Raw genomic sequence first — 18,309 nt, 5'->3', positions numbered from 1 at the left:
TATTCAATTCCATTGATTTCTGGGGATTTTTTGCCGTTATTTTCGCACTCTATTTCTTCGTGCCGCAAAAATTCAAGTGGCTTTTCCTGCTGCTGGCCAGCTATTTCTTTTACGGCTCCTGGAAAAAGGAGTATCTGCTCCTGCTGGCTTTTCCCACCCTGGTGACGTATATCGCCGCCCGCGGCATGGACGCGGCGCGCTCGCCTGGAAAGAGGAAGCTGTTCTTCTGGTCGGGTCTGACGGTTACGCTGGGGCTGCTCATTGTCTTCAAATACCTGGGCCTGTTCTGGCAAACCTTCCTCGACCTGCTCGGCTACCTGCGCCACCAGCGGCTGACTTCCGCGCTGCACATCCTGCTGCCGCTGGGGATCTCCTTTTTCACCTTCAGGATGATCAGCTACCTGATCGACGTCTATCTGCGGCGCATCCCGGCCGAGAAACATCTCGGCATCTACGCGCTGTACGTCTCGTTCTTCCCGCAGCTGCTGGCCGGGCCGATCGACCGGGCCGCCCATCTGATCCCACAATTGAAAAGCCCGGTCCGTTTTGACTGGGACAGGATCACCTCGGGCTTCCGCCTGATCGTCTGGGGGCTGTTCAAAAAACTGGTCATCGCCGACCGGCTGCTGTTTTTCGTGACCCAAGTGTTTCGCCATCCCCATGACCAGAGGGTCTACCTGCTCTTTGCCGCCTACTTCTACGCCTTCCAGATCTATTGCGATTTCTCCGGCTACAGCGACATGGCCATCGGGGTCAGCCGCATCCTCGGCTTTGAGTCGCAGAAGAATTTCGATTTTCCCTATTTTTCCAAGAGCATCAGCGAGTTCTGGAACCGCTGGCACATATCGCTCTCCAGCTGGCTGCGCGATTACCTGTTCCTGCCCCTGGCCTACGCCACCATGAGGAGGATCGAGGGCGCCCGACTGCTGGGAGTCAAGGCCGAGACCTGGGGATATTTCGTCGGCACTATCCTGACCATGCTCCTGGGCGGGCTCTGGCATGGGGCCGGCTGGACTTTCGTCATCTGGGGGGGGCTGTATGGCGTGTACATGACGTTCGCCTATGCCAGCAAGCGTCTGCGCAAAAGATTAGTCAGGAAAACGGGGTTGCGGCGTCTGCCGCGGCTCCACGCCATTTTGAGCATATTCATCACCTTCAACCTGGTCTCATTCGCCTGGATCTTTTTCCGCTCCCCCACTTTCCCCGCCGCCCTGACCTTTATCAGCCGGATGCAGCTCCGCTTCCCGGACGACGGCAGCGTGCACTTTATTTTCGACCTGCTGCTGCTGCTGCCCTTCCTGCTCATCGAATTCTTCTACAAGAACAGCGAGCACGGCGGCCGCATCGCCTTCTGGCGTCGTTTTCCCAAGCCGGTGAAGATGGCTTTTTTCGCCCTCTTCTGCTGCCTGCTGATCGTATTCGCCATGGACACGGCCAATGAATTCATTTATATGCAATTTTAAAAGGGGGTACAAGAAGGCGGCGGTCGAGCTGCTCGGCTTCATCCTGCTGCTCTTCTTATCGGACCGCCTGGTGTTCATGCTGATCCAGCGTGCCGAATCATCCTACTACCGGCAGAACACCACCTATGCGCTGAAAGACAAGTTCGCCATGGTCAAGGACAAGAGCGATTACCAGATCCTGATTCTCGGCACCTCGCGCACCTATGACGGCATCCATCCGCTGTACATCCGCAACCAGCTGGGGATCAAGACATTTAAGGAGGCCTACGTCGGCAAGGGGCCGATGTACAGTTATTATTTCTACCAGGAATACAAGAAGCAGATGGGCATCCCGCGGCTGGTGATTTACGGAGTCGATTATTTCATGTACAACATCACCACCTCGCGGAGCTGGATGCAACGGTTCGACGTTGACGTGATCGACGCTTTGTATTACAAGCACGGCCTGTCGATGCTGCTGGCCAACAAGAACAAGATCGACAACCTGCTCAACACCTTTTTGAACAGCATGCAAAAAGATCTCAGCCGGGTCGAGCACTCGCAGGTCGAACAGGATTGCGCGCTGATGGAAAACTACGTCGGGATCAGCGGCAGCGGCGACGTGGTCACCCAGCAACCGCCGCAGTACGGCAAGGTTTTTTTCTTCCAGTATCCCGGCCAGGAAGGGATTTATTTCTCGCGCCTGCTGGAGGAACTGTGCCGCGACCGGGTGACGGTGCTGCTGGTATCCCTGCCCGATTACATCGGTACGTACTGGACCAACAAGTTCCACCGTCAGTACCAGCGTGCTTTCCGCTATTATCAGAAAAAGTACGCCAACGTCCATTTTCTGAATTACAATACGATCAAAAAGTTTGACCTGAAAAATCCCGAGTTTTTCATCAACGGCGGCTGGGGGAAAACCAACTCCCACCTGTCGAAGGCCGGGGCTGAAGTCCTCAACCGCCTGCTCATCGATGATCTTCGCAAGGTTCTGCCCGAGCATGGGAATTAAAAACCCCGTTAGGCAACATTACCGGCTCCTGGTCGTCGGGGTTTTGCTTATCCTGATTGCGGCGATATTCTTTTCGCTGCGCTACGGGAAAGGGGGCGACCGCCAGCAAGACGGCAGCTCCGCCATCGACGGCCGCAATCTGACCTACTTTGATTTCGACAAGAACAACCGGAAAACACTGGCCATCCAGTGCCAGGAGTCGCGGCGGTTGAGCAACGAGCGGCTGTTCATGAAGATCGTCACGGCAACCTTCTTCAAGAGCGCCAGGCTGGAGAAGGACATCCAAATGAGCGGCGACTCGGGGACCGCCAGCCGTGGTTTCTACGATTTCGACATCCGCGGCCGGGTGCGCATTTTCTCCAGCGAATTCAGCCTGGATGGCCCGAGATTCTTCCTGGAGAACCGCGAGAAGCTTACGAGCCGGGATGCCGTCGCTTTCAAGCTGAAGAACGTCAGCGGCCAGGCCGCCGCCGGGATGGATTTTTTCATCAACCAGAATATCCTGACCCTGTTCCAGTGCCAGGGCACGCTGCTCAGGGACGGTCAGCCCTACGAGTTCAAGACCAAGGTGTTCTGGGTGATGAAAAAAAACAACCTGCTTATCCTGGAGAAAAGCGCCGAGCTCGTCGGCGCCGGGGCGACCGCCAGGGGCGACTGGATGTCCCTGCAGTTCGACACGGGTTTTGCCCATCTGCAGTCGGCCACCATAGCGGGCAATTGTTTTTTCAGCACCCAGGGGGGCGGGGAGAACGGCCGGGCGCCGGAAAAGGAGATTTCGGCTAACTTTATCTACATCGGCTATGATGCCGGCGGCCGCCTGCGCCTGATCGCGGTCCACAACAACGGCCGGATCAGCCTGCGCGACCGCAAGAACGAAGGCCGGATCGCATCCGACAGCACCGAGATATACATGCGCCCTGAAACCCAGGTCCTGGAAAAAGTGAAGGTCCTGACCCGGGGGACGCTGACCAGCCGCGGACAGGACAATGTCACTGTCAGCGGCGACTCCATGACGGCCTTTTATTCCGCTGACGGAGCCTTGAGCGAAATCAAAGCCGAAAACAACTGTTCTTTCCGCACGGCCGAATTCCAGGGCACGGCGGCCGCGCTCAACTACGATGCCGGCAATTTTCTGATCGACGTCGTCGGCAACGAGGCCGCCATCACCAGCCAAAAAAACACCTTCAATTCCCGGCGCTTCCAGATCCACACCCGGCTGAGAAAACTGGTCAGCGGGCAAATGGTCAAGGCGACAATCAGTCCCGGCGACCCGAGCGTCCTGCTGGCGAACAAGCCGCTGTTCATCACTGCCGTTGCCCTGGAAATGACCGACGGCGGGAATATCATCCGCTTCCGCGACAAGGTCCAGCTCTTCCAGGACGATGTCGAGATCCACGCCGGCGAGATGCTTTTCGAGAACGCCAGCAAGCGTATGACCTGCCACGGCGATGCCGAGCTGAAGTTCGTCAGCGAGAACGAGCCCGTGAAATTGCGCGGCCAGACGATTGTTTTCAATCACTCCGAGCGCAAGGCCGTCATCAGCGACAATGCCAGCCTCAACCAGGCCGGGAATACCCTCGGTGGCCGGCAGATCGAACTGGATTTCGACCGCGGCAACCGGCTGGAAAATATATTGGCCCGGGACAACGTGGTCTTCAGCAGGGAAAATTTATCCGGACGATCGGGGTTGCTGCACTGGCAGTACCGCCAGAAAATCATCTGGTTCAGGAATTCGGCCCAGATCACCCGCAAAGACGCCGGGACGACGAAGGGCCGGGAATTGATCCTGAATCTGAACTCCAATGAAATCACCGTTTCCAGCCAGGAGGACCGGGCCGAGACCATCATCCACTAAAGACCGTCCCTAAGCTCCGGGCGTGCGCTTGATTTTTTGTCCGATTTTGATTATGATGAACTTTAATGGTAAAGAATCGTAAAAAGAAGAAATGCAGGTGAAGAAAACACGGCTAGTCATTGATGAAACTTGCGTCCGTAAGTGGCTGACCGGCAACCGTATTGGGGAGCAAAAATGAAAAAAAAGCTACTGCTGATCCTCTGGCTGGGCCTGACGTCCCTCCTGCCGGCGATGGAACTCATGAAGTTGTCCGAGATCAAGCCCGGGATGGAAGGCGAAGGCAAGACCATCTTCAAGGGCAGCACCATTGAAACGTTCAAGTTCAAGGTGCTGGGCATACTCGACAAGTTCGTTTCCGACAAGAACATGATCGTGGCCGAGCTTTCCTCCCCGGAGCTGCTCGATGGCGGCGTCATCGCCGGCATGAGCGGCAGCCCGGCCTACATCAACGGCAAGCTCATCGGCTCCGTCTCCTACGGCCTGACCAATTTCTCGAGGAAACCGATCGCCGGCATCACGCCGATCGAGGACATCCTGCAGACGTCGGCCTATGGCGCCCCCGGCCCCAGCGTGGAAATTTCCGACATCAAGATCGATTTCAGCAAGGAAAACGTCAAGCGCGTGGCCGAGATGATCCGCAACCAGCTGGTCAGCCGCATGAACGCGTCCCCGGTCCGAGACATGCTGCCGATCAAGCTTTTCTCCAGCAGCCGCGGCCTGCGCCCGTGACCCGCAACATGGTCGGCGCCGTCAAGCAGGACCGCTTTTCCGGCGTCGAGGCCGAGCTGGGCAAAACGCCCTACATGATCCCGCTGAAGATCTTCTTGAAAAACCGCAACAAGATATTCAACCTGGAGCTGGTCAGCCATCCGCTGCTCACGCCGTCGCTCACCTACATGGCTCTGTACAGCGCCCTGCTGGCCGAATACCAGGAATACGGCTTCCAGTCCCTCGCCGTCAGCGGCAAGATTTTCATTGAAAACGAGGACAACGTGGTCCTTAGCGACCTCTACAGCGGCACGACCGCCTTTGACGAATTCTCCACCCTGATCATGACCATCAATTATTTTTTGATGAACAACAAGGAGAAAAACGTCAAAATCCAGAAAATGGATTTTGAAATCAGCGGCCGCGAGACCATCAAGAAGGCCGAGCTGGAAAACGTCCTGGTCGACAAGAACGCCTACCTGCCCGGGGAGCCGATCGCCATCCGCATGTTCCTGAAAAACGAAAAAGGCGACAATTTCGAAGAGCAGGTCTCGATAAAAACTCCAAGCCTGAAGCCGGGATCGGTTTTTTACCTGATGGCCGCCGACGCCATGGAGGTGACCGAGTTCGACACCAAGTTCATCAAAACCACCTATTTCCCGAACAAGCTGAACGCCCTGATCCGGGCCATCAACAATATCCGCAAGAACAACCGCATCTACCTGAAGATCTTCGTCCCGTCGCAGGGAATTTTCATCAACGGCTTCGAGTACCCCTACCTGCCGTCCAGCATGAGCAACGTCCTGCTCTTCAATTCCATCTCCAAGGATCAGGCCAACGTGCAGATATCGACCATCGCCGAATACCAGTATGAGATCCCGGCCGTCGTCAGCGGCAAGAAGATTTTCAAATTAACCGTCAAAGAGAGGAAAAATGAATCGTAAAGCGCTCGCTTTTTTGTTCGTCATCACCCTGGCCGGCGGCCTGGACGCGGTCAAGGTCAAGCAGTTCACCAAGCAGGAATTCAGCAATTTCCAGAAGGGAAACTTTCAGAACGTCAGCGTCGACAGCGAGGGCCGAATGCTGCTCGGTCCCAAGACGATGAAATTGGCCGGCCCGGCGGAGGAATTCTATTTCTCGGCGGCCGCGGCCAAGAACGGCGACCTATACCTGGGAACCGGCCACAACGCCGCGGTGTACCGCATCGACGGCGCCGGTAAGAGCGAATTGATCTTCAAGGGCGAACAGCTGGACATCTATGCCCTGCTGGTCACCGCCGACGGCGACGTGATCGTCGGCACCTCGCCCAACGGCAGGGTGTTACGCATCGCCAAGGACAAGAAGGTCAGCGAACTGTTCAATCCCGACGAAAAATTCATCTGGGATCTGAAGGAAGACGGCGCGGGCAATATTATCTGCGCCCTGGGCAACACCGGCGCCGTGTACTGCATCCGCAAAACCGGCGAAGTGGAGAACATTTTCACCGCCGAGGATTCCCACATCTCCAGCCTGTACATCGGCGCGGACAATTCCATCCTGGCCGGCAGCGGCGACCGGGGCATCCTGTATGAGATCAAGAACCACAAGACCAAGGCCCTTTTCGATTCCCCCTTGGAAGAGATCAAGGGCATCACGGCTGACAGCGAGGGAAACATCTATTTCGCCGCGGTGCGGAGCTTCCTGACCCCGAAGATCGCCAAGGAAATCGAGATCGGCACCCTGTTTTCCAAAAAAGAGAGCGAGGAAGACGAGAAGATCAAGGAAAAAAGCATCCTCTACTGCCTGCAGCCCGATGGCAGCGTGGAAACCCTATGGTCATCCACCGAAGAATTCATCTATGCCCTGTATTTCGATCCGGTTTCCCAGGCGGTGATCATGGGCACCGGCAATTCGGGCCGGGTGTATCGCGTAAGCAAGAACGGGAGTTTTTCGCAAATATACGAGAGCGACTCGGCCCAGGTGTTCAGGATCGTGGCCAACGGCAAGGGCTACGTTCTGATCGCCAACAATACGGCCGGCATCACCCAGGTGGAGAACGGTCTCAACGCCTTCGGGACCTATTATTCCGAGATCCTCGACGCCGGCATCCAGTCCCGTTTCGGCCGTATCGCCTGGAATGCCGAACTGGGCAAGCAAACGACCGTCTCCTTTTCGGTGCGGCTGGGAAATTCCGACAACCCGGATAAATCCTGGACCGGCTGGTCGGCGCCATTCAGCGACCCCGACAATTCGAGCATCACCATGAACGGCTACCGCTTCCTGCAGACCAAGATCGTCCTCACCTCGAGCAGCCCCAGCGAAACGCCGTTCCTGAACGGCTACCGGATCTATTACCTGGAAAACAACCTGAAGCCGCAAATCACACAGGTCGCCATCCGCAAGGCAACGGAAAAACCGCCGGTCGCCGACAGCAATCCGCCCAGGAAGTATCTCCATGTGAGCTGGCTCGCCTCGGACCCCAACGGCGACCGCTTGCAGTTCAGCCTGTTCCTGCAGAAGCTTCCGGGCGGCGAATGGGTCAAGTTCCGCGACAAGATCACCGAAGACTGGCAGTACCTCGACACCGAGCTTTTTGAAGACGGGAAGTATCTCCTGAAGGTACAGGCCAGCGACACCCTGGACAACCCCCCGGCCGGCAGCCGCAGCGCGGTCAAGGTCTCATCGCCCTTCCTTATTGATTCCACCGCGCCGGTCATGAGCAATTTCCTGGCCAGCAGCGGCAACGTCAGCTTCACCGTCAGCGACGAAAACTCGGCGCTGGCCATGGTCGTTTACTCCTTTGACTGCAAGGAATGGTTCCCCGTTTTCCCCGACGACGCGGTCATCGATTCCAAGATAGAAAAGTTCAATCTCAGCCTGGCCGGCAAGGGGGATTCCCGGGTGCTGTTCATCAAGGCCAGCGATGAATTCAATAATTACAAGGTTTTTCAAAAAGCTATTTAGAACCTTAAAATAAATTTTTTATACTTTTTGTGTTAAAATTTATTTTCAAAGGTTCTTATCCAGCTATGCTGGGTTAGGAGGAACCCGTGACACAAGTGAAAACGATTTCCACTCCCCTGACCGACGCGCTGATCGCTCAGTTGAAGGCCGGGGACAACGTGCTCATCAATGGAACCATTTATACCGGCCGTGACGCAGCCCACAAAAAACTGTTCGATCTGATCCAGCAGGGCGGAAAACTTCCCTTCGACCTGCAGGGGCAGATCATTTTTTACGTGGGGCCCACCCCGGCCCGGCCGGGAAAGCCCATCGGATCGGCCGGACCGACCACCAGCTATCGCATGGACGCTTTCGCTCCCAAGCTCCACGAGCTCGGCCTGAAAGCGTCGATCGGCAAGGGATCGCGCAATGCCGAAGTCAAGGCAGCTTTGAAAAAATTCAAGGCGGTTTACCTGGCCGTGACCGGCGGCGCCGCCGCCCTGGTCTCCAAGAGCATCAAGAAGGCCGAACTGATCGCCTATCCTGAACTGGGCCCCGAGGCCATCCAGAAACTGGAGGTGGAGAATTTCCCTGCCCAGGTAATCAACGACATGTACGGCGGCGACATCTACGAAGAAGGCCGCAAGCGCTACGAAAGAAAGTAGGAGCGTTTCCGTGAAAATCCACGAGTATCAGGCCAAGGATCTTTTCCGGAGCTCCGGCGTGTCGGTGCCGAACGGGGAAGTCGCCACCACGGCCCAGGCGGCGCTGGCCGCGGCCGAAAGGCTTGGCTACCCGTGCGTCATCAAGGCGCAGGTGCATGCCGGTGGCCGGGGAAAGGCCGGGGGCATCCAGCTGGCCCGCAACCGCTCCGAGGCCGAAAAGCACATCGGCGAGATCCTGGGCATGACGCTGGTCAGCCGCCAGACCGGGCCCCAGGGCAAGCTGGTGCGCAAGCTGCTGGTCGAGCAGGGATTGGACATCCGCCGCGAGCTCTATCTGGCGGTCATCATCGACCGCGAAATGGAAATGCCGGTCATCATCGCCTCCGCTCGGGGCGGGATGGAGATCGAGGAGGTGGCGCAGGAGAACCCGCAGGCGATTTTCAAGCAACACGTTCATCCGGTCACCGGGCTGTCCGACTGCCATGTGCGCAACCTCGCCTTCAAGCTGGGCCTGAGCAAGGTTCAGCAGAAGAATTTTTCGCAGCTGCTGACCGGCTTGTACGGGCTCTTCATGAAAACGGACATGTCGCTGGCCGAGATCAATCCCCTGATCGTCACCGGCAGCGACGAGGTGATCGCTCTCGACGCCAAAGTGACGTTCGACGACAATGCGCTCTTCCGCCATCCCGACATCGCCGCCTGGCGCGATGTGTTTGAAGAGGAGCCACTGGAGGTGGAAGCCTCGAAGTTCGAGCTGAACTACATCCGCCTGGACGGCAACATCGGCTGCATGGTCAACGGCGCCGGCCTGGCCATGGCCACCATGGACATCATCAAGTATTACGGCGGCGAGCCGGCCAACTTCCTCGATGTCGGCGGCGCCACGTCGGCGGAGCGGGTGAAGGAGGCGTTCAAGATCCTGCTGGCCGATGCCAATGTCAGGGCCGTGCTGGTCAACATATTCGGCGGCATCGTGCGCACCGACCTGGTGGCCAATGGCATCGTCCACGCGGTCAAGGGCATGGTCATCCGCGTCCCGATCGTCATCCGCCTGGTCGGCACCAACGAGGAAGAGGGCATGAGGATTTTGCGCGAATCGCAGTTGAACTTCATTACCGAGAGCGAGCTGGCCGATGCGGTCCGCCGCGTGGTCGAGCTGGCCAGGGGAGATGAGCATGTCCATCCTCGTTGATGAAAAAACGCGGGTAATCGTCCAGGGCTTCACCGGACGCGAAGGCACGTTCCATGCCAGCCAGATGATCGAATACGGCACCCGGGTCGTGGGCGGCATCACCCCGGGCAAAGGCGGGCAGATCCACCTGGATAGACCGGTCTTCAACACGGTGGAGGATGCGGTCCGCGAAGAGGGGGCCGAGGCTTCGATCATTTTCGTCCCGGCCCAGTTTGCCGCCGACGCCATCATCGAAGCGGCGCTGGCCGGCATCGGCCTGATCGTCTGCATCAGCGAGGGCATCCCGGTGCAGGACATGGTCAAGGTCAAGAACTTCCTCCGCACCACCCGGGCGCGCCTGATCGGGCCGAATTGCCCAGGCATCATTTCCCCGGGAAAATGCAAGGTCGGGATCATGCCCTCGCGCATCCATCGCCAGGGCGCGATCGGCATCGTTTCCCGCTCCGGCACCCTGACCTACCTGGCCGTGAACCAGATCACCCGCCAGGGCCTCGGGCAGTCCACCGGTATCGGCATCGGCGGCGACCCGATCATCGGGACGACGTTTGTCGATGTGCTGGACATGTTCCAGGACGACGAGCAGACCGAGGCGGTGGTCATGATCGGCGAAATCGGCGGTTCACTGGAAGAGCAGGCCGCCGATTTTATCGGTAAAAAATTCAGGAAACCTGTGATCGCTTTCATCGCCGGCCAGACGGCGCCGGCCGGCCGGCGCATGGGCCACGCCGGAGCGATCATCTCCGGCGGCAAGGGGACGGCGCTTGAAAAAATGGAAGTCCTGAAGCAGAACGGCGTCCACGTCGTCGAAAATCCGGCCGAGATCGGTGCCCAGGTCAAAAGGATTCTAGCTTGACCATGGTCGGTTTGGCATTAAAATGGAGGAGGGAATGAACATGCAAAAGGGAAAAATAACCATTACCAGCATGGTTGTCTTCTGCATCCTGGTCCTGGCTGCAGTGATGGCCGTCAAGTATTTCGGCAGCGGCATTGAAAAGAAGCAGATCAAAAAGGAAATTTTCGATGAAATGGGCATCTTCCGCGGCAGCCAGCTCACCGACGCCAAAATCAGGGAAATCGTCGAGCAGATCTTGAAAAAGAGGTCCCTGCAGCCGCTGGAGGTCTACAGCGAATTCAAGAGCGGCGGCAAGGTCGAATTCTCCTACAGCTACGAACTCACCACCGATTATATCCTGTTCAAGCGCACCGAAGTCGTCGAAGTGAATGCTGCGATGGACAATTATGGCGGATAGAAGCGAGGGCGGGCTTTTTTTTCTGAAGGTTTTCTGCGCATTTTTCGCGGCTATTTTTTTTATTTTCGTGCTCAAGGAACTGCGGCAGATCTTCATTCCTTTCTTCATCGCCCTGCTGTTCTATTTCATGCTCAATGGCGTCATGCGCAAACTGGTCGCCCGGAAAATCCCCAAGAGCCTGATCATGATCGGCTTGCTGCTGATCATTTTCGTCTGCCTCTTCCTGTCGACAATTTTCCCGCCTACAGCGCCAGGATCACCCACAGGGCCAAGAGCCTGTCGGCCTCCCTCAACCTGCCGTTCCTCGACGTCAAGAAATACATCGCCAACATCGATTGGGAAAAGACGTTCGATCCCGGACAGATTACGACGATGGTTTCGATGACCATGGGCAGTTTCACCAACTTCATCGGCAACCTGCTGCTGATCCTGCTGCTGCTGCTGTTCATGCTGGGCGAAAAAGTCCCCATGGTCACCCGCGTCGTCAAAACGTTATCCCGCGAGCGTGGGGAAGACGTGCAGCGCATCGAGGTCGCCATCAACACCCGCGTCCAGCACTACCTGTTCGTCAAAACCCTGATGAGCCTGCTCACGGCGGCGCTGGCCGCCCTGATCCTGCTGGTCGGCCGGGTCGATTTTGTCATTTTCTGTTCCCTGCTGATCTTCTTTTTTAATTTTATCCCGACCGTCGGTTCGCTGATCGGGACCTTTTTCCCGGTCATGTTCGCTTTTCTCAAGTACGGCTTCTGCCTGCGTTTGCTGGTGATCACGGCCGCGCTGATGGTCATGAACTTCGTCATGGGCAACGTCTTCGAACCGCAGGTCATGGGCAAGAGCCTGGACCTTTCCCCGATCGTCATCGTGCTTTCGCTGATCTTTTGGGGCTGGCTGTGGGGCGTAGTCGGCATGTTCCTGGCCGTGCCGCTCACGTCGTCGCTGAAGATCATTCTCGAGAACATCCCGGCGCTGAAGCCGCTGGCCGCGGCCATGAGCGGGGAGTAACGCCGGCGCCAGGGGCCGGCGCTTGAAAATGAATAAAATAAACTATTGTGGTTGACTTTTTTTTTTTACTATGCCATCATCCTTGCACAGGAGGAATAATGAATATTAAAAAGTTTATTTTCATCACTATGGTAATTTTGTTGAGCGCCTCATTGCTCACCGCCGCCTACTACAAAAAGCCGGTCAAGCAAAGCTCCGGCCTCTCTTTCAACAAGGGCACCTTGTATGTCACTCCGCAGATCGGTTTCAACTCGTGGACCCTTCCCTTCGGCGCGAATGTCGAATATGCCATGACTGAAAACATCGGCATCGGCGGCACGGTTATGGCCTGGTTCTGGGGCGGCGGCGGACTCATCGTCCCCTCGGGCGAAGTGGCCTACCATTTCACCATGCTGGACGTTCCCAAACTCGATCTGTCCGCAGGCGGCGGCCTGGGTTTTGCCATCGCCACCGGCGGCGGTTATGCCGGTGCCATCTATCCTTTCATCCTGCTGAATGGCCGTTACTTTTTCCAGCCCAAAATGGCCGTCAACCTGCGCTTCAACATGTCTTTCGGAGACTGGGGCAGCGCCGGTGCCTTGGTGGGCGTCACCTTCATACTCTAATCGGCAGGAAGCGGCCGGCCCAGGCTCCCGACTCGCGCGGATGGTGCCGGGTGGTCCAATGCATGTAGGCCAGTTCCTCCCGGCCGAGCGTCAGGCGTTCATCGGTTTTGCAGCCGGCGCAGAGCAAGCCGCGATAATCGCGGCGCACCCAGGCCCGGGGCAGGGGAGTGGCCGAGCAGTTGACGCAATGTCCCGGATTGAAAAGGAGCCCCTCGCTGCGCAGGAACCAGACCAGGAAATAGAGCAGTAGCCAGTCCATGGCCAATTGCTTGCCGCGGCGGCCGCGCAGGATCGCCAGCAGCAGCTTGTACAACCGCTCGTCGTGCTGGTTCGGGGGAACAAACTTGAGGACGATTTCGGCGATCAGGTAAAAATAGAAAATATTGTCCGGGCTGGATACGACGTCGAAAAAGCTCTCCTTGATTTCTCCCTTGGACAGGGTGGCCAGCTCCTTTTCCTCGTTCCAGTAGAAATAAAAATCTCCGGCCGTGAGCAGTTCGAACAGCGAGCCGAAGCGGTTTTTCATTTTGGCGGCCCCGGGGGCCACGGCCTTGAGCAGCCCGCGCTTGGCGGTCAGCAGGCATACCAGCTTGTCCTGCTCATTGAGCGGCGCGCTGGATAAAACCAGGGCGCTGACGTGTGCCTGGGGCATTTTAGCCGCAGCGGAAAATCGTGCCGGTTGCCATCGCGCCGCTAATGGAGACGCTGATAAAAAAACAGGGTTTTAACGGCAAAAAACATGAAGTAGAGGCTGAACATGATCAGGACATAGCCCAGGGTCTTTATGACTTTGGCGGTTCGTTCCGGGGAGAAAAGGGATTTCATTTTGTTGGTAATGAGAACGATGAGGGTGAAATAGGAAAAGGCGCCGGCCAGGACAATGATCAGGAAGATGACCTCGTAAGTCAGGGTGAGAGGGATGTAGATCCTGAGCTTTTTCATGAAGGACAGGGCGATCATCCAGGAGGCGATGCCCAGGGGATTGATCATGGCCATGGCCAGGCCCTTGGCGAACGACCAGCGTTTCCTCCTGATGCTTTCGACCCGGGCTTCCTCTCTTTTTTCTATTTTTTCGAACAAGCGGGCGTCCTTGAGCGAAACCAAGCCGAGGATGAAGGTGATGACCGCCGTGATCAGCAAGAAAATGCCTTCGATCAGGATGTTGTAGCCGTTCTTCAGGAACGGGGAGATGCCGAAAAAGGCGGCCGTGGCCCAGATGGCGTCTCCCAGGGCCGCTCCGAGGGCGATGCTCAGGGCGTGGGCGTGCTGCTTTTTTATGGCGCTTTGAAATACCTCCAGGTTCACCGGCCCGATCGGGACGCACAGGAAAAAACTCGTGAAGAAACAGCCCACGTAAAAGAATATGGAACCTAACATTTTTCAATTGTAACTGATATTAAAAAAAAAAGTCAACCGCTTGAAGAATAAATTTCAATATGGTATGAAACAATCAAGGAGGGTTCATGAAACTGAAAAAAATAACGATGGTCATCGCTTTGTCGATACTGCTGGTTTCCGCCGTCTCCGCCGCCTTCCACAAGAAGCCGGTCAAACGCGTCGCCGCGCAGTTCCACAAGGGCGAGATGCTGTTCACGGGGGAGTTTGCCGTCTTTTACAAGACGGTCTGCCTGGGGGGCAATTTCGAGTATTTCCTCACCCCCAACATCAGCGTCGGCGGCGACCTGGTGGGGACGCTGAACAGCCCCACGGTGATGATCGCCTCGCCCGACGTGGCCTACCATTTCAACCTGAAGGAGAAGAACATCGACGTCTTCGCCGGCGCCGGGCCGGCGCTTGCCTTCCAGGTACGCGGCGAAGGCGGAACGTCGTTCGGTTTCAAGCCGTTCGCCGGCGGCCGCTATTACATTAAGCCCAATATCGCAATTTATGCCAAGGTCCTGGCTTTCCTCGCCAGCGGCTCCTCCATCGGCGCCTCTTTCGGCGTCACCTACTGGCTGTAATTCCGCAAACCTCTATAGAACGATCAGCAGGATCTTGAACAAGTAAGCCGCTTTCCAGTCCGATTTCGCTTCCAGGCCCTTGCAGGTGAAACCACTTGTCGGCAAAAGGTTTTTAGGTTAAAATATTCCGCTAGCAAATTCATGGTAAGGGAACGAAGATGATTAACCTGGTTACCGGAGCCGCCGGCTTTCTCGGTTCGCACCTGTGCGACGCGCTGTTGGCCGGTGGAGATGACGTGATCGGACTGGATAATTTTTTCACCGGCAGCAAGGACAATATCCGCCATCTGCGCGCCGACGCCAATTTCGAGATCATCCGCCACGACATCATTCACCCGATCCTGCTCGAGACCGACCGCATCTACAACTTCGCCTGCCCGGCCTCGCCGATCCACTACCAGTCCAACCCGGTCAAAACCATCAAGACCTCGGTGCTGGGCACCATCAACATGCTGGGCTTGGCCAAGCGCGTCAAGGCCCGCATCCTGCAGGCGTCCACGTCCGAGGTATACGGCGATCCCGAGGAGCATCCGCAGAAGGAATCGTACTGGGGGCGGGTGAATCCCATCGGCCCGCGTTCCTGCTACGATGAAGGCAAGCGGGTGGCCGAGTCGCTGATGGTCAACTACCAGCAGCAGAACCGCGTCGACATCCGCATCATCCGCATCTTCAACACCTACGGGCCGCGCATGGCCTTGAACGACGGCCGGGTGATCAGCAACTTCATCGTCCAGGCCCTGCGCGGCGAACCGCTTACCGTCTTCGGCCGCGGCGAGCAGACCCGCTCCTTCTGCTACGTGTCCGACCTGATCGACGGGACCGTGCGCATGATGGAACAGCAGCGGATCAGCGGCCCGCTCAACCTGGGTAACCCGGAGGAGATCACGGTGCTCGAGCTGGCCGAGCTGATTCTGAAGCTGACGAAATCGAAGTCGCGGATCGTTTTCAAGGAGCTCCCGGTCGACGATCCGGTGCGGCGCAAACCCGACATCTCCCTGGCCAGGGAACACCTCGGCTGGGAGATCAAGGTGCAGCTGCTGGACGGTCTGCGTGAGACCATCGCCTATTTTAAAAAAAAGCTGCCGGCATAAGCAGGGTTCTCAAAACCGGCAGGCGATTGAAACAATAAATAACATGGAGGTTCCGATCATGAAAAAACGCGGATTGGCGAGTGCGCTGTTCTTCTTGCTGATTTTTCTCTTTGCCATCCTGGCCGCCCCGGCCGAATCGGAGAAAAAAATAGCCAAAAAAGCCCAGAAACTAATGGTCAAAGCACTGGAGGCGATCAACCAGAAACAGCCCGACCAGGCCATCGACCTGCTGAACCAGGCCCTGGCGCTGACGCCGAACAATGCCGTCGTGCACCACAACCTGGGGGTCCTGTATTTCGAAAAGGGCACGGCCGACAAAGCCATTGGCGAATTCGAAGAGGCCCTGCGCTTGCAGTCCGATTACAAGAATGCTCAGCTGGCCCTGTGCCAGGCGCTGTTCGAGTCCGGCAAGGCGGCCAGCAACAAGAAGGATTTCGAAAAGGCCAATGCCTATTTGCTGAAGCTCAGGGACATGCCCTATACGGACAAGGAAAACAAGAACATGCAGGCCATGGTGCGCTATCTCCTGGGCTACAATTTCTACAACCTGAAGCAATATCCTCAGGCCCAGGAGAATTTCGCCTCGTGCCAGGCGGTGGAGGGACTGGAAAAGGATAACCTGGACCTGTACGCGAATGCGACCTATTTCCTCGGCATGATCGGCTACATCAGCAATAAATTCGAGGATTCATGCGTCTTTTTTAAAAAATATCTGCAGCTCTACGCGGCCATGGAAAAGAAGCCCGAACTCTTTTCCCAGGCCAATTTCTTCGTCGGCGCCAACCTGTTCCGCCTCCTGGAGGCGAAGATGGGCAAGGGCGATGTGACCCGGATGGCCGCGGATGCCGCCGAGGTCATGCCCTACCTCGAACAGGCCATCGCTGACAAGACGATCCCCAACGAAGACGCCTACGTCATGCTGGGCAACTGCCACGTCTACCGCAAGGAATACGACCAGGCCATGCGGGTCTACCAGCAGCTGATCGAGGCTTTCCCCCAGTCCACCCAACTGAACAGCTACCAGCTTTTCATGAAAGAACTGCAAAAAATGCAGCTGCAGGCGGAAAAACCGAAAAAGAAACACTGATATGTTTTTTACCCAGACCGGCCGGGACGAGCGGTGTTCGGCGCGGACGGGCCGCAGCGAAACCAAGAGAGGCGGGATCGACACCCCGGTTTTCATGCCGGTGGGCACGGCCGGGACGGTTAAGGCGCTGACGCCGCGCCAACTTGACGAAGCCGGCGCCCAGATCATCCTGGCCAACACCTATCATCTGTTCCTGCGCCCGGGAACGGAGGTGATCAAGCCCTTCGGCTCGCTGCACCGCTTCATGGCTTGGGACAAGCCGATCCTGACCGACAGCGGCGGCTTCCAGGTCTTTTCGCTGCGGGCCAACGCCCGGGTGGACGAGCGCGGCGTGAGCTTCAAGTCGCACCTGGACGGCAGTTCGTTTTTTTTAACCCCGGAAGCGGTCGTCGACGTCCAGAACATCTTCGATTCCGACATCCAGATGGTTCTGGATCATTTTGCCCCCCATCCGGCCAGCCGCAGCCAGGATGAAAAAGCCATGCACCTGACCAGCCACTGGGCCGCGAGGGCCAGGGAGCATTTTTTAAAAACCAACCGGGGCAATTTCCAGTTCGCCATCATCCAGGGCGGCCTCCATGCCGACCTGCGCGAAAGGTCGCTGCAGGAACTGCGGGCCATGGATTTCGACGGCTACGCCATCGGCGGCTTGAGCGTCGGCGAAAGCCTTAGCGAATTCCAGCAGACCCTGCAGCCGCTGGCGCCGCGCCTGCCGGCGGGCAAGCCGCGCTACCTGATGGGCTCGGGAACGCCCGAGGACATTCTTTTCGCGGTCGAACACGGGGTCGACATGTTCGACTGCGTGCTGCCCTCGCGCAACGCCAGGAACGGCACCCTGTTCACCTCGCGCGGCCGGGTGCGCATCAAGAATGAAAAGTACCGCTTTGACGAGCAGGCGCTCGACGGCGCCTGTTCCTGTTACACCTGCCGTCTTTTTTCCCGGGCCTATCTGCGCCACTTGTTCCAGTCCAGGGAAATCCTGGCCTCGATACTGAACACCATTCACAATATCCATTTCTACCTTGATTTTATGACGAAAATAAGGTATGCTATCCAATCGCACAAATTCATCGAATTTAAAGAGAATTTTTTAGCTCTTTACAAAGGAGATTAAGATGCAGAACCAGAATATGCTGGTGCAACTCATTCCATTTGTCGTTATCTTCGGCATTTTTTACCTGCTGATCATCATGCCGGCCCGCAAGAAGCAGAAACAGCACCAGAACATGATCAGTTCCCTCCGCGGCGGGGAGCGCATCATCACCGCCGGCGGCATCTTCGGAACCGTTGCCCGCATCATGGATGACCGCTTCGAGATCCAGGTGGACGGCAACACCAAGCTGCAGATCACCAAGTCGTCCATCGCCTCGGTCCTGGAAGTGGGCGGCGACAAAAACAAATAGCTTGCTGCGGCCCGCCGCGCGAACCGCCACCGCGAATGACATTCATCGACAGCCGTTGCAATTGGAGTAAAGGAGAAAAAAGATGGACAAGTCTATGACCTGGAAAATTGG

Annotated in this window: 20 protein-coding genes; 17 read left to right on the top strand and 3 right to left on the bottom strand. The window is 57.0% G+C overall.

The annotated features are described in order from the left end of the window. The 10 genes from NTW95_12320 to NTW95_12275 form a co-directional block, all read left to right on the top strand. On the top strand, nucleotides 1–1,463 hold a 1,463-nt coding region (locus NTW95_12320), incomplete at its 5' end, for an MBOAT family protein (protein ID MCX6558192.1). Further along, nucleotides 1,438–2,457 (top strand): hypothetical protein, encoded by a 1,020-nt coding sequence (locus NTW95_12315; GenBank protein MCX6558191.1) that lies wholly within the window; start codon nucleotides 1,438–1,440, stop codon nucleotides 2,455–2,457. The genes NTW95_12320 and NTW95_12315, both read left to right, overlap by 26 nt. Continuing rightward, the gene (locus NTW95_12310) at nucleotides 2,447–4,312 is read left to right on the top strand and encodes a hypothetical protein (protein MCX6558190.1); all 1,866 of its coding nucleotides are present in this window, start codon (nucleotides 2,447–2,449) and stop codon (nucleotides 4,310–4,312) included. Before NTW95_12315 ends, NTW95_12310 begins: the two co-directional genes overlap by 11 nt. 174 nt (nucleotides 4,313–4,486) lie before the next feature. After that, nucleotides 4,487–5,041, top strand: coding sequence for a hypothetical protein (locus tag NTW95_12305; protein MCX6558189.1), 555 nt, complete (start codon nucleotides 4,487–4,489; stop codon nucleotides 5,039–5,041). Beyond that, on the top strand, nucleotides 5,038–5,964 hold the full coding sequence (locus NTW95_12300) for a hypothetical protein (GenBank protein ID MCX6558188.1): 927 nt from the start codon (nucleotides 5,038–5,040) through the stop codon (nucleotides 5,962–5,964). Before NTW95_12305 ends, NTW95_12300 begins: the two co-directional genes overlap by 4 nt. Beyond that, a complete protein-coding gene (locus NTW95_12295) occupies nucleotides 5,954–7,963 on the top strand; it encodes a hypothetical protein (GenBank protein ID MCX6558187.1) in 2,010 nt (669 codons plus the stop codon). The genes NTW95_12300 and NTW95_12295 overlap by 11 nt, the downstream gene beginning before the upstream one ends. Nucleotides 7,964–8,049: 86 nt before the next feature. Then, nucleotides 8,050–8,607 (top strand): Fe-S-containing hydro-lyase, encoded by a 558-nt coding sequence (locus tag NTW95_12290; GenBank protein MCX6558186.1) that lies wholly within the window; start codon nucleotides 8,050–8,052, stop codon nucleotides 8,605–8,607. A 10-nt stretch (nucleotides 8,608–8,617) separates the two neighbouring features. Continuing rightward, a complete protein-coding gene (gene sucC / locus NTW95_12285; protein MCX6558185.1) occupies nucleotides 8,618–9,799 on the top strand; it encodes an ADP-forming succinate--CoA ligase subunit beta in 1,182 nt (393 codons plus the stop codon). Then, nucleotides 9,783–10,652: a succinate--CoA ligase subunit alpha gene (gene sucD, locus NTW95_12280; protein ID MCX6558184.1), complete on the top strand. Its 870-nt coding sequence runs from the start codon at nucleotides 9,783–9,785 to the stop codon at nucleotides 10,650–10,652. Before sucC ends, sucD begins: the two co-directional genes overlap by 17 nt. Nucleotides 10,653–10,686: 34 nt before the next feature. Continuing rightward, entirely contained in the window at nucleotides 10,687–11,049 is a 363-nt protein-coding gene (locus tag NTW95_12275) for a hypothetical protein (protein ID MCX6558183.1), read from the top strand. Nucleotides 11,050–11,291: 242 nt separating this feature from the next. Here the strand turns inward: NTW95_12275 and NTW95_12270 are convergent, their stop codons facing one another. Next, nucleotides 11,292–11,459 (bottom strand): hypothetical protein, encoded by a 168-nt coding sequence (locus tag NTW95_12270; protein ID MCX6558182.1) that lies wholly within the window; start codon nucleotides 11,457–11,459, stop codon nucleotides 11,292–11,294. Here NTW95_12270 and NTW95_12265 point away from each other — a divergent pair. Continuing rightward, entirely contained in the window at nucleotides 11,431–12,051 is a 621-nt protein-coding gene (locus NTW95_12265) for an AI-2E family transporter (protein MCX6558181.1), read from the top strand. The two genes, NTW95_12270 and NTW95_12265, sit on opposite strands and share 29 nt — an antisense overlap. Before the next feature lie 98 nt (nucleotides 12,052–12,149). After that, nucleotides 12,150–12,656, top strand: a complete 507-nt coding sequence (locus NTW95_12260) for a hypothetical protein (protein MCX6558180.1) — start codon at nucleotides 12,150–12,152, stop codon at nucleotides 12,654–12,656. Here NTW95_12260 and recO read toward each other — a convergent pair. Next, nucleotides 12,646–13,308, bottom strand: a complete 663-nt coding sequence (recO, locus tag NTW95_12255) for a DNA repair protein RecO (GenBank protein MCX6558179.1) — start codon at nucleotides 13,306–13,308, stop codon at nucleotides 12,646–12,648. The two genes, NTW95_12260 and recO, sit on opposite strands and share 11 nt — an antisense overlap. 41 nt (nucleotides 13,309–13,349) lie before the next feature. Continuing rightward, on the bottom strand, nucleotides 13,350–14,033 hold the full coding sequence (locus tag NTW95_12250; protein MCX6558178.1) for a LysE family transporter: 684 nt from the start codon (nucleotides 14,031–14,033) through the stop codon (nucleotides 13,350–13,352). Nucleotides 14,034–14,119: 86 nt separating this feature from the next. On the opposite strand from NTW95_12250, the gene NTW95_12245 reads away from it, so the two are divergent. The 5 genes from NTW95_12245 (at nucleotide 14,120) to yajC (ending at nucleotide 18,198) form a co-directional block, all read left to right on the top strand. After that, nucleotides 14,120–14,617, top strand: coding sequence for a hypothetical protein (locus NTW95_12245; protein MCX6558177.1), 498 nt, complete (start codon nucleotides 14,120–14,122; stop codon nucleotides 14,615–14,617). A 158-nt stretch (nucleotides 14,618–14,775) separates the two neighbouring features. Next, nucleotides 14,776–15,708, top strand: coding sequence for an SDR family oxidoreductase (locus NTW95_12240; GenBank protein MCX6558176.1), 933 nt, complete (start codon nucleotides 14,776–14,778; stop codon nucleotides 15,706–15,708). 58 nt (nucleotides 15,709–15,766) lie between these two features. Next, a complete protein-coding gene (locus NTW95_12235) occupies nucleotides 15,767–16,795 on the top strand; it encodes a tetratricopeptide repeat protein (protein ID MCX6558175.1) in 1,029 nt (342 codons plus the stop codon). A gap of 1 nt (nucleotide 16,796) precedes the next feature. Beyond that, nucleotides 16,797–17,909 (top strand): tRNA guanosine(34) transglycosylase Tgt, encoded by a 1,113-nt coding sequence (gene tgt, locus NTW95_12230; protein MCX6558174.1) that lies wholly within the window; start codon nucleotides 16,797–16,799, stop codon nucleotides 17,907–17,909. 1 nt (nucleotide 17,910) lies between these two features. Continuing rightward, complete coding sequence (gene yajC, locus NTW95_12225; protein MCX6558173.1) at nucleotides 17,911–18,198, top strand: preprotein translocase subunit YajC; 288 nt, start codon at nucleotides 17,911–17,913, stop codon at nucleotides 18,196–18,198. Nucleotides 18,199–18,309 lie beyond the last annotated feature (111 nt).

The sequence above is a fragment of the Candidatus Aminicenantes bacterium genome (assembly GCA_026393795.1).
GTDB lineage: Bacteria > Acidobacteriota > Aminicenantia > UBA2199 > UBA2199 > UBA2199.
This window is presented reverse-complemented; position numbering and strand designations above follow the sequence as displayed.

Coding starts and splice junctions, on each gene's coding strand:
- NTW95_12275 (MCX6558183.1), top strand. CDS start 10,687: ATGAACATGCAAAAGGGAAAAATAACCATTACCAGCATGGTTGTCTTC.
- NTW95_12315 (MCX6558191.1), top strand. CDS start 1,438: ATGAATTCATTTATATGCAATTTTAAAAGGGGGTACAAGAAGGCGGCG.
- sucD (MCX6558184.1), top strand. CDS start 9,783: ATGTCCATCCTCGTTGATGAAAAAACGCGGGTAATCGTCCAGGGCTTC.
- NTW95_12265 (MCX6558181.1), top strand. CDS start 11,431: ATGACCATGGGCAGTTTCACCAACTTCATCGGCAACCTGCTGCTGATC.
- NTW95_12245 (MCX6558177.1), top strand. CDS start 14,120: ATGAAACTGAAAAAAATAACGATGGTCATCGCTTTGTCGATACTGCTG.
- NTW95_12260 (MCX6558180.1), top strand. CDS start 12,150: ATGAATATTAAAAAGTTTATTTTCATCACTATGGTAATTTTGTTGAGC.
- NTW95_12295 (MCX6558187.1), top strand. CDS start 5,954: ATGAATCGTAAAGCGCTCGCTTTTTTGTTCGTCATCACCCTGGCCGGC.
- NTW95_12250 (MCX6558178.1), bottom strand. CDS start 14,033: ATGTTAGGTTCCATATTCTTTTACGTGGGCTGTTTCTTCACGAGTTTT.
- yajC (MCX6558173.1), top strand. CDS start 17,911: ATGCAGAACCAGAATATGCTGGTGCAACTCATTCCATTTGTCGTTATC.
- NTW95_12310 (MCX6558190.1), top strand. CDS start 2,447: ATGGGAATTAAAAACCCCGTTAGGCAACATTACCGGCTCCTGGTCGTC.
- NTW95_12240 (MCX6558176.1), top strand. CDS start 14,776: ATGATTAACCTGGTTACCGGAGCCGCCGGCTTTCTCGGTTCGCACCTG.
- NTW95_12305 (MCX6558189.1), top strand. CDS start 4,487: ATGAAAAAAAAGCTACTGCTGATCCTCTGGCTGGGCCTGACGTCCCTC.
- tgt (MCX6558174.1), top strand. CDS start 16,797: ATGTTTTTTACCCAGACCGGCCGGGACGAGCGGTGTTCGGCGCGGACG.
- NTW95_12270 (MCX6558182.1), bottom strand. CDS start 11,459: ATGAAGTTGGTGAAACTGCCCATGGTCATCGAAACCATCGTCGTAATC.
- NTW95_12235 (MCX6558175.1), top strand. CDS start 15,767: ATGAAAAAACGCGGATTGGCGAGTGCGCTGTTCTTCTTGCTGATTTTT.
- recO (MCX6558179.1), bottom strand. CDS start 13,308: ATGCCCCAGGCACACGTCAGCGCCCTGGTTTTATCCAGCGCGCCGCTC.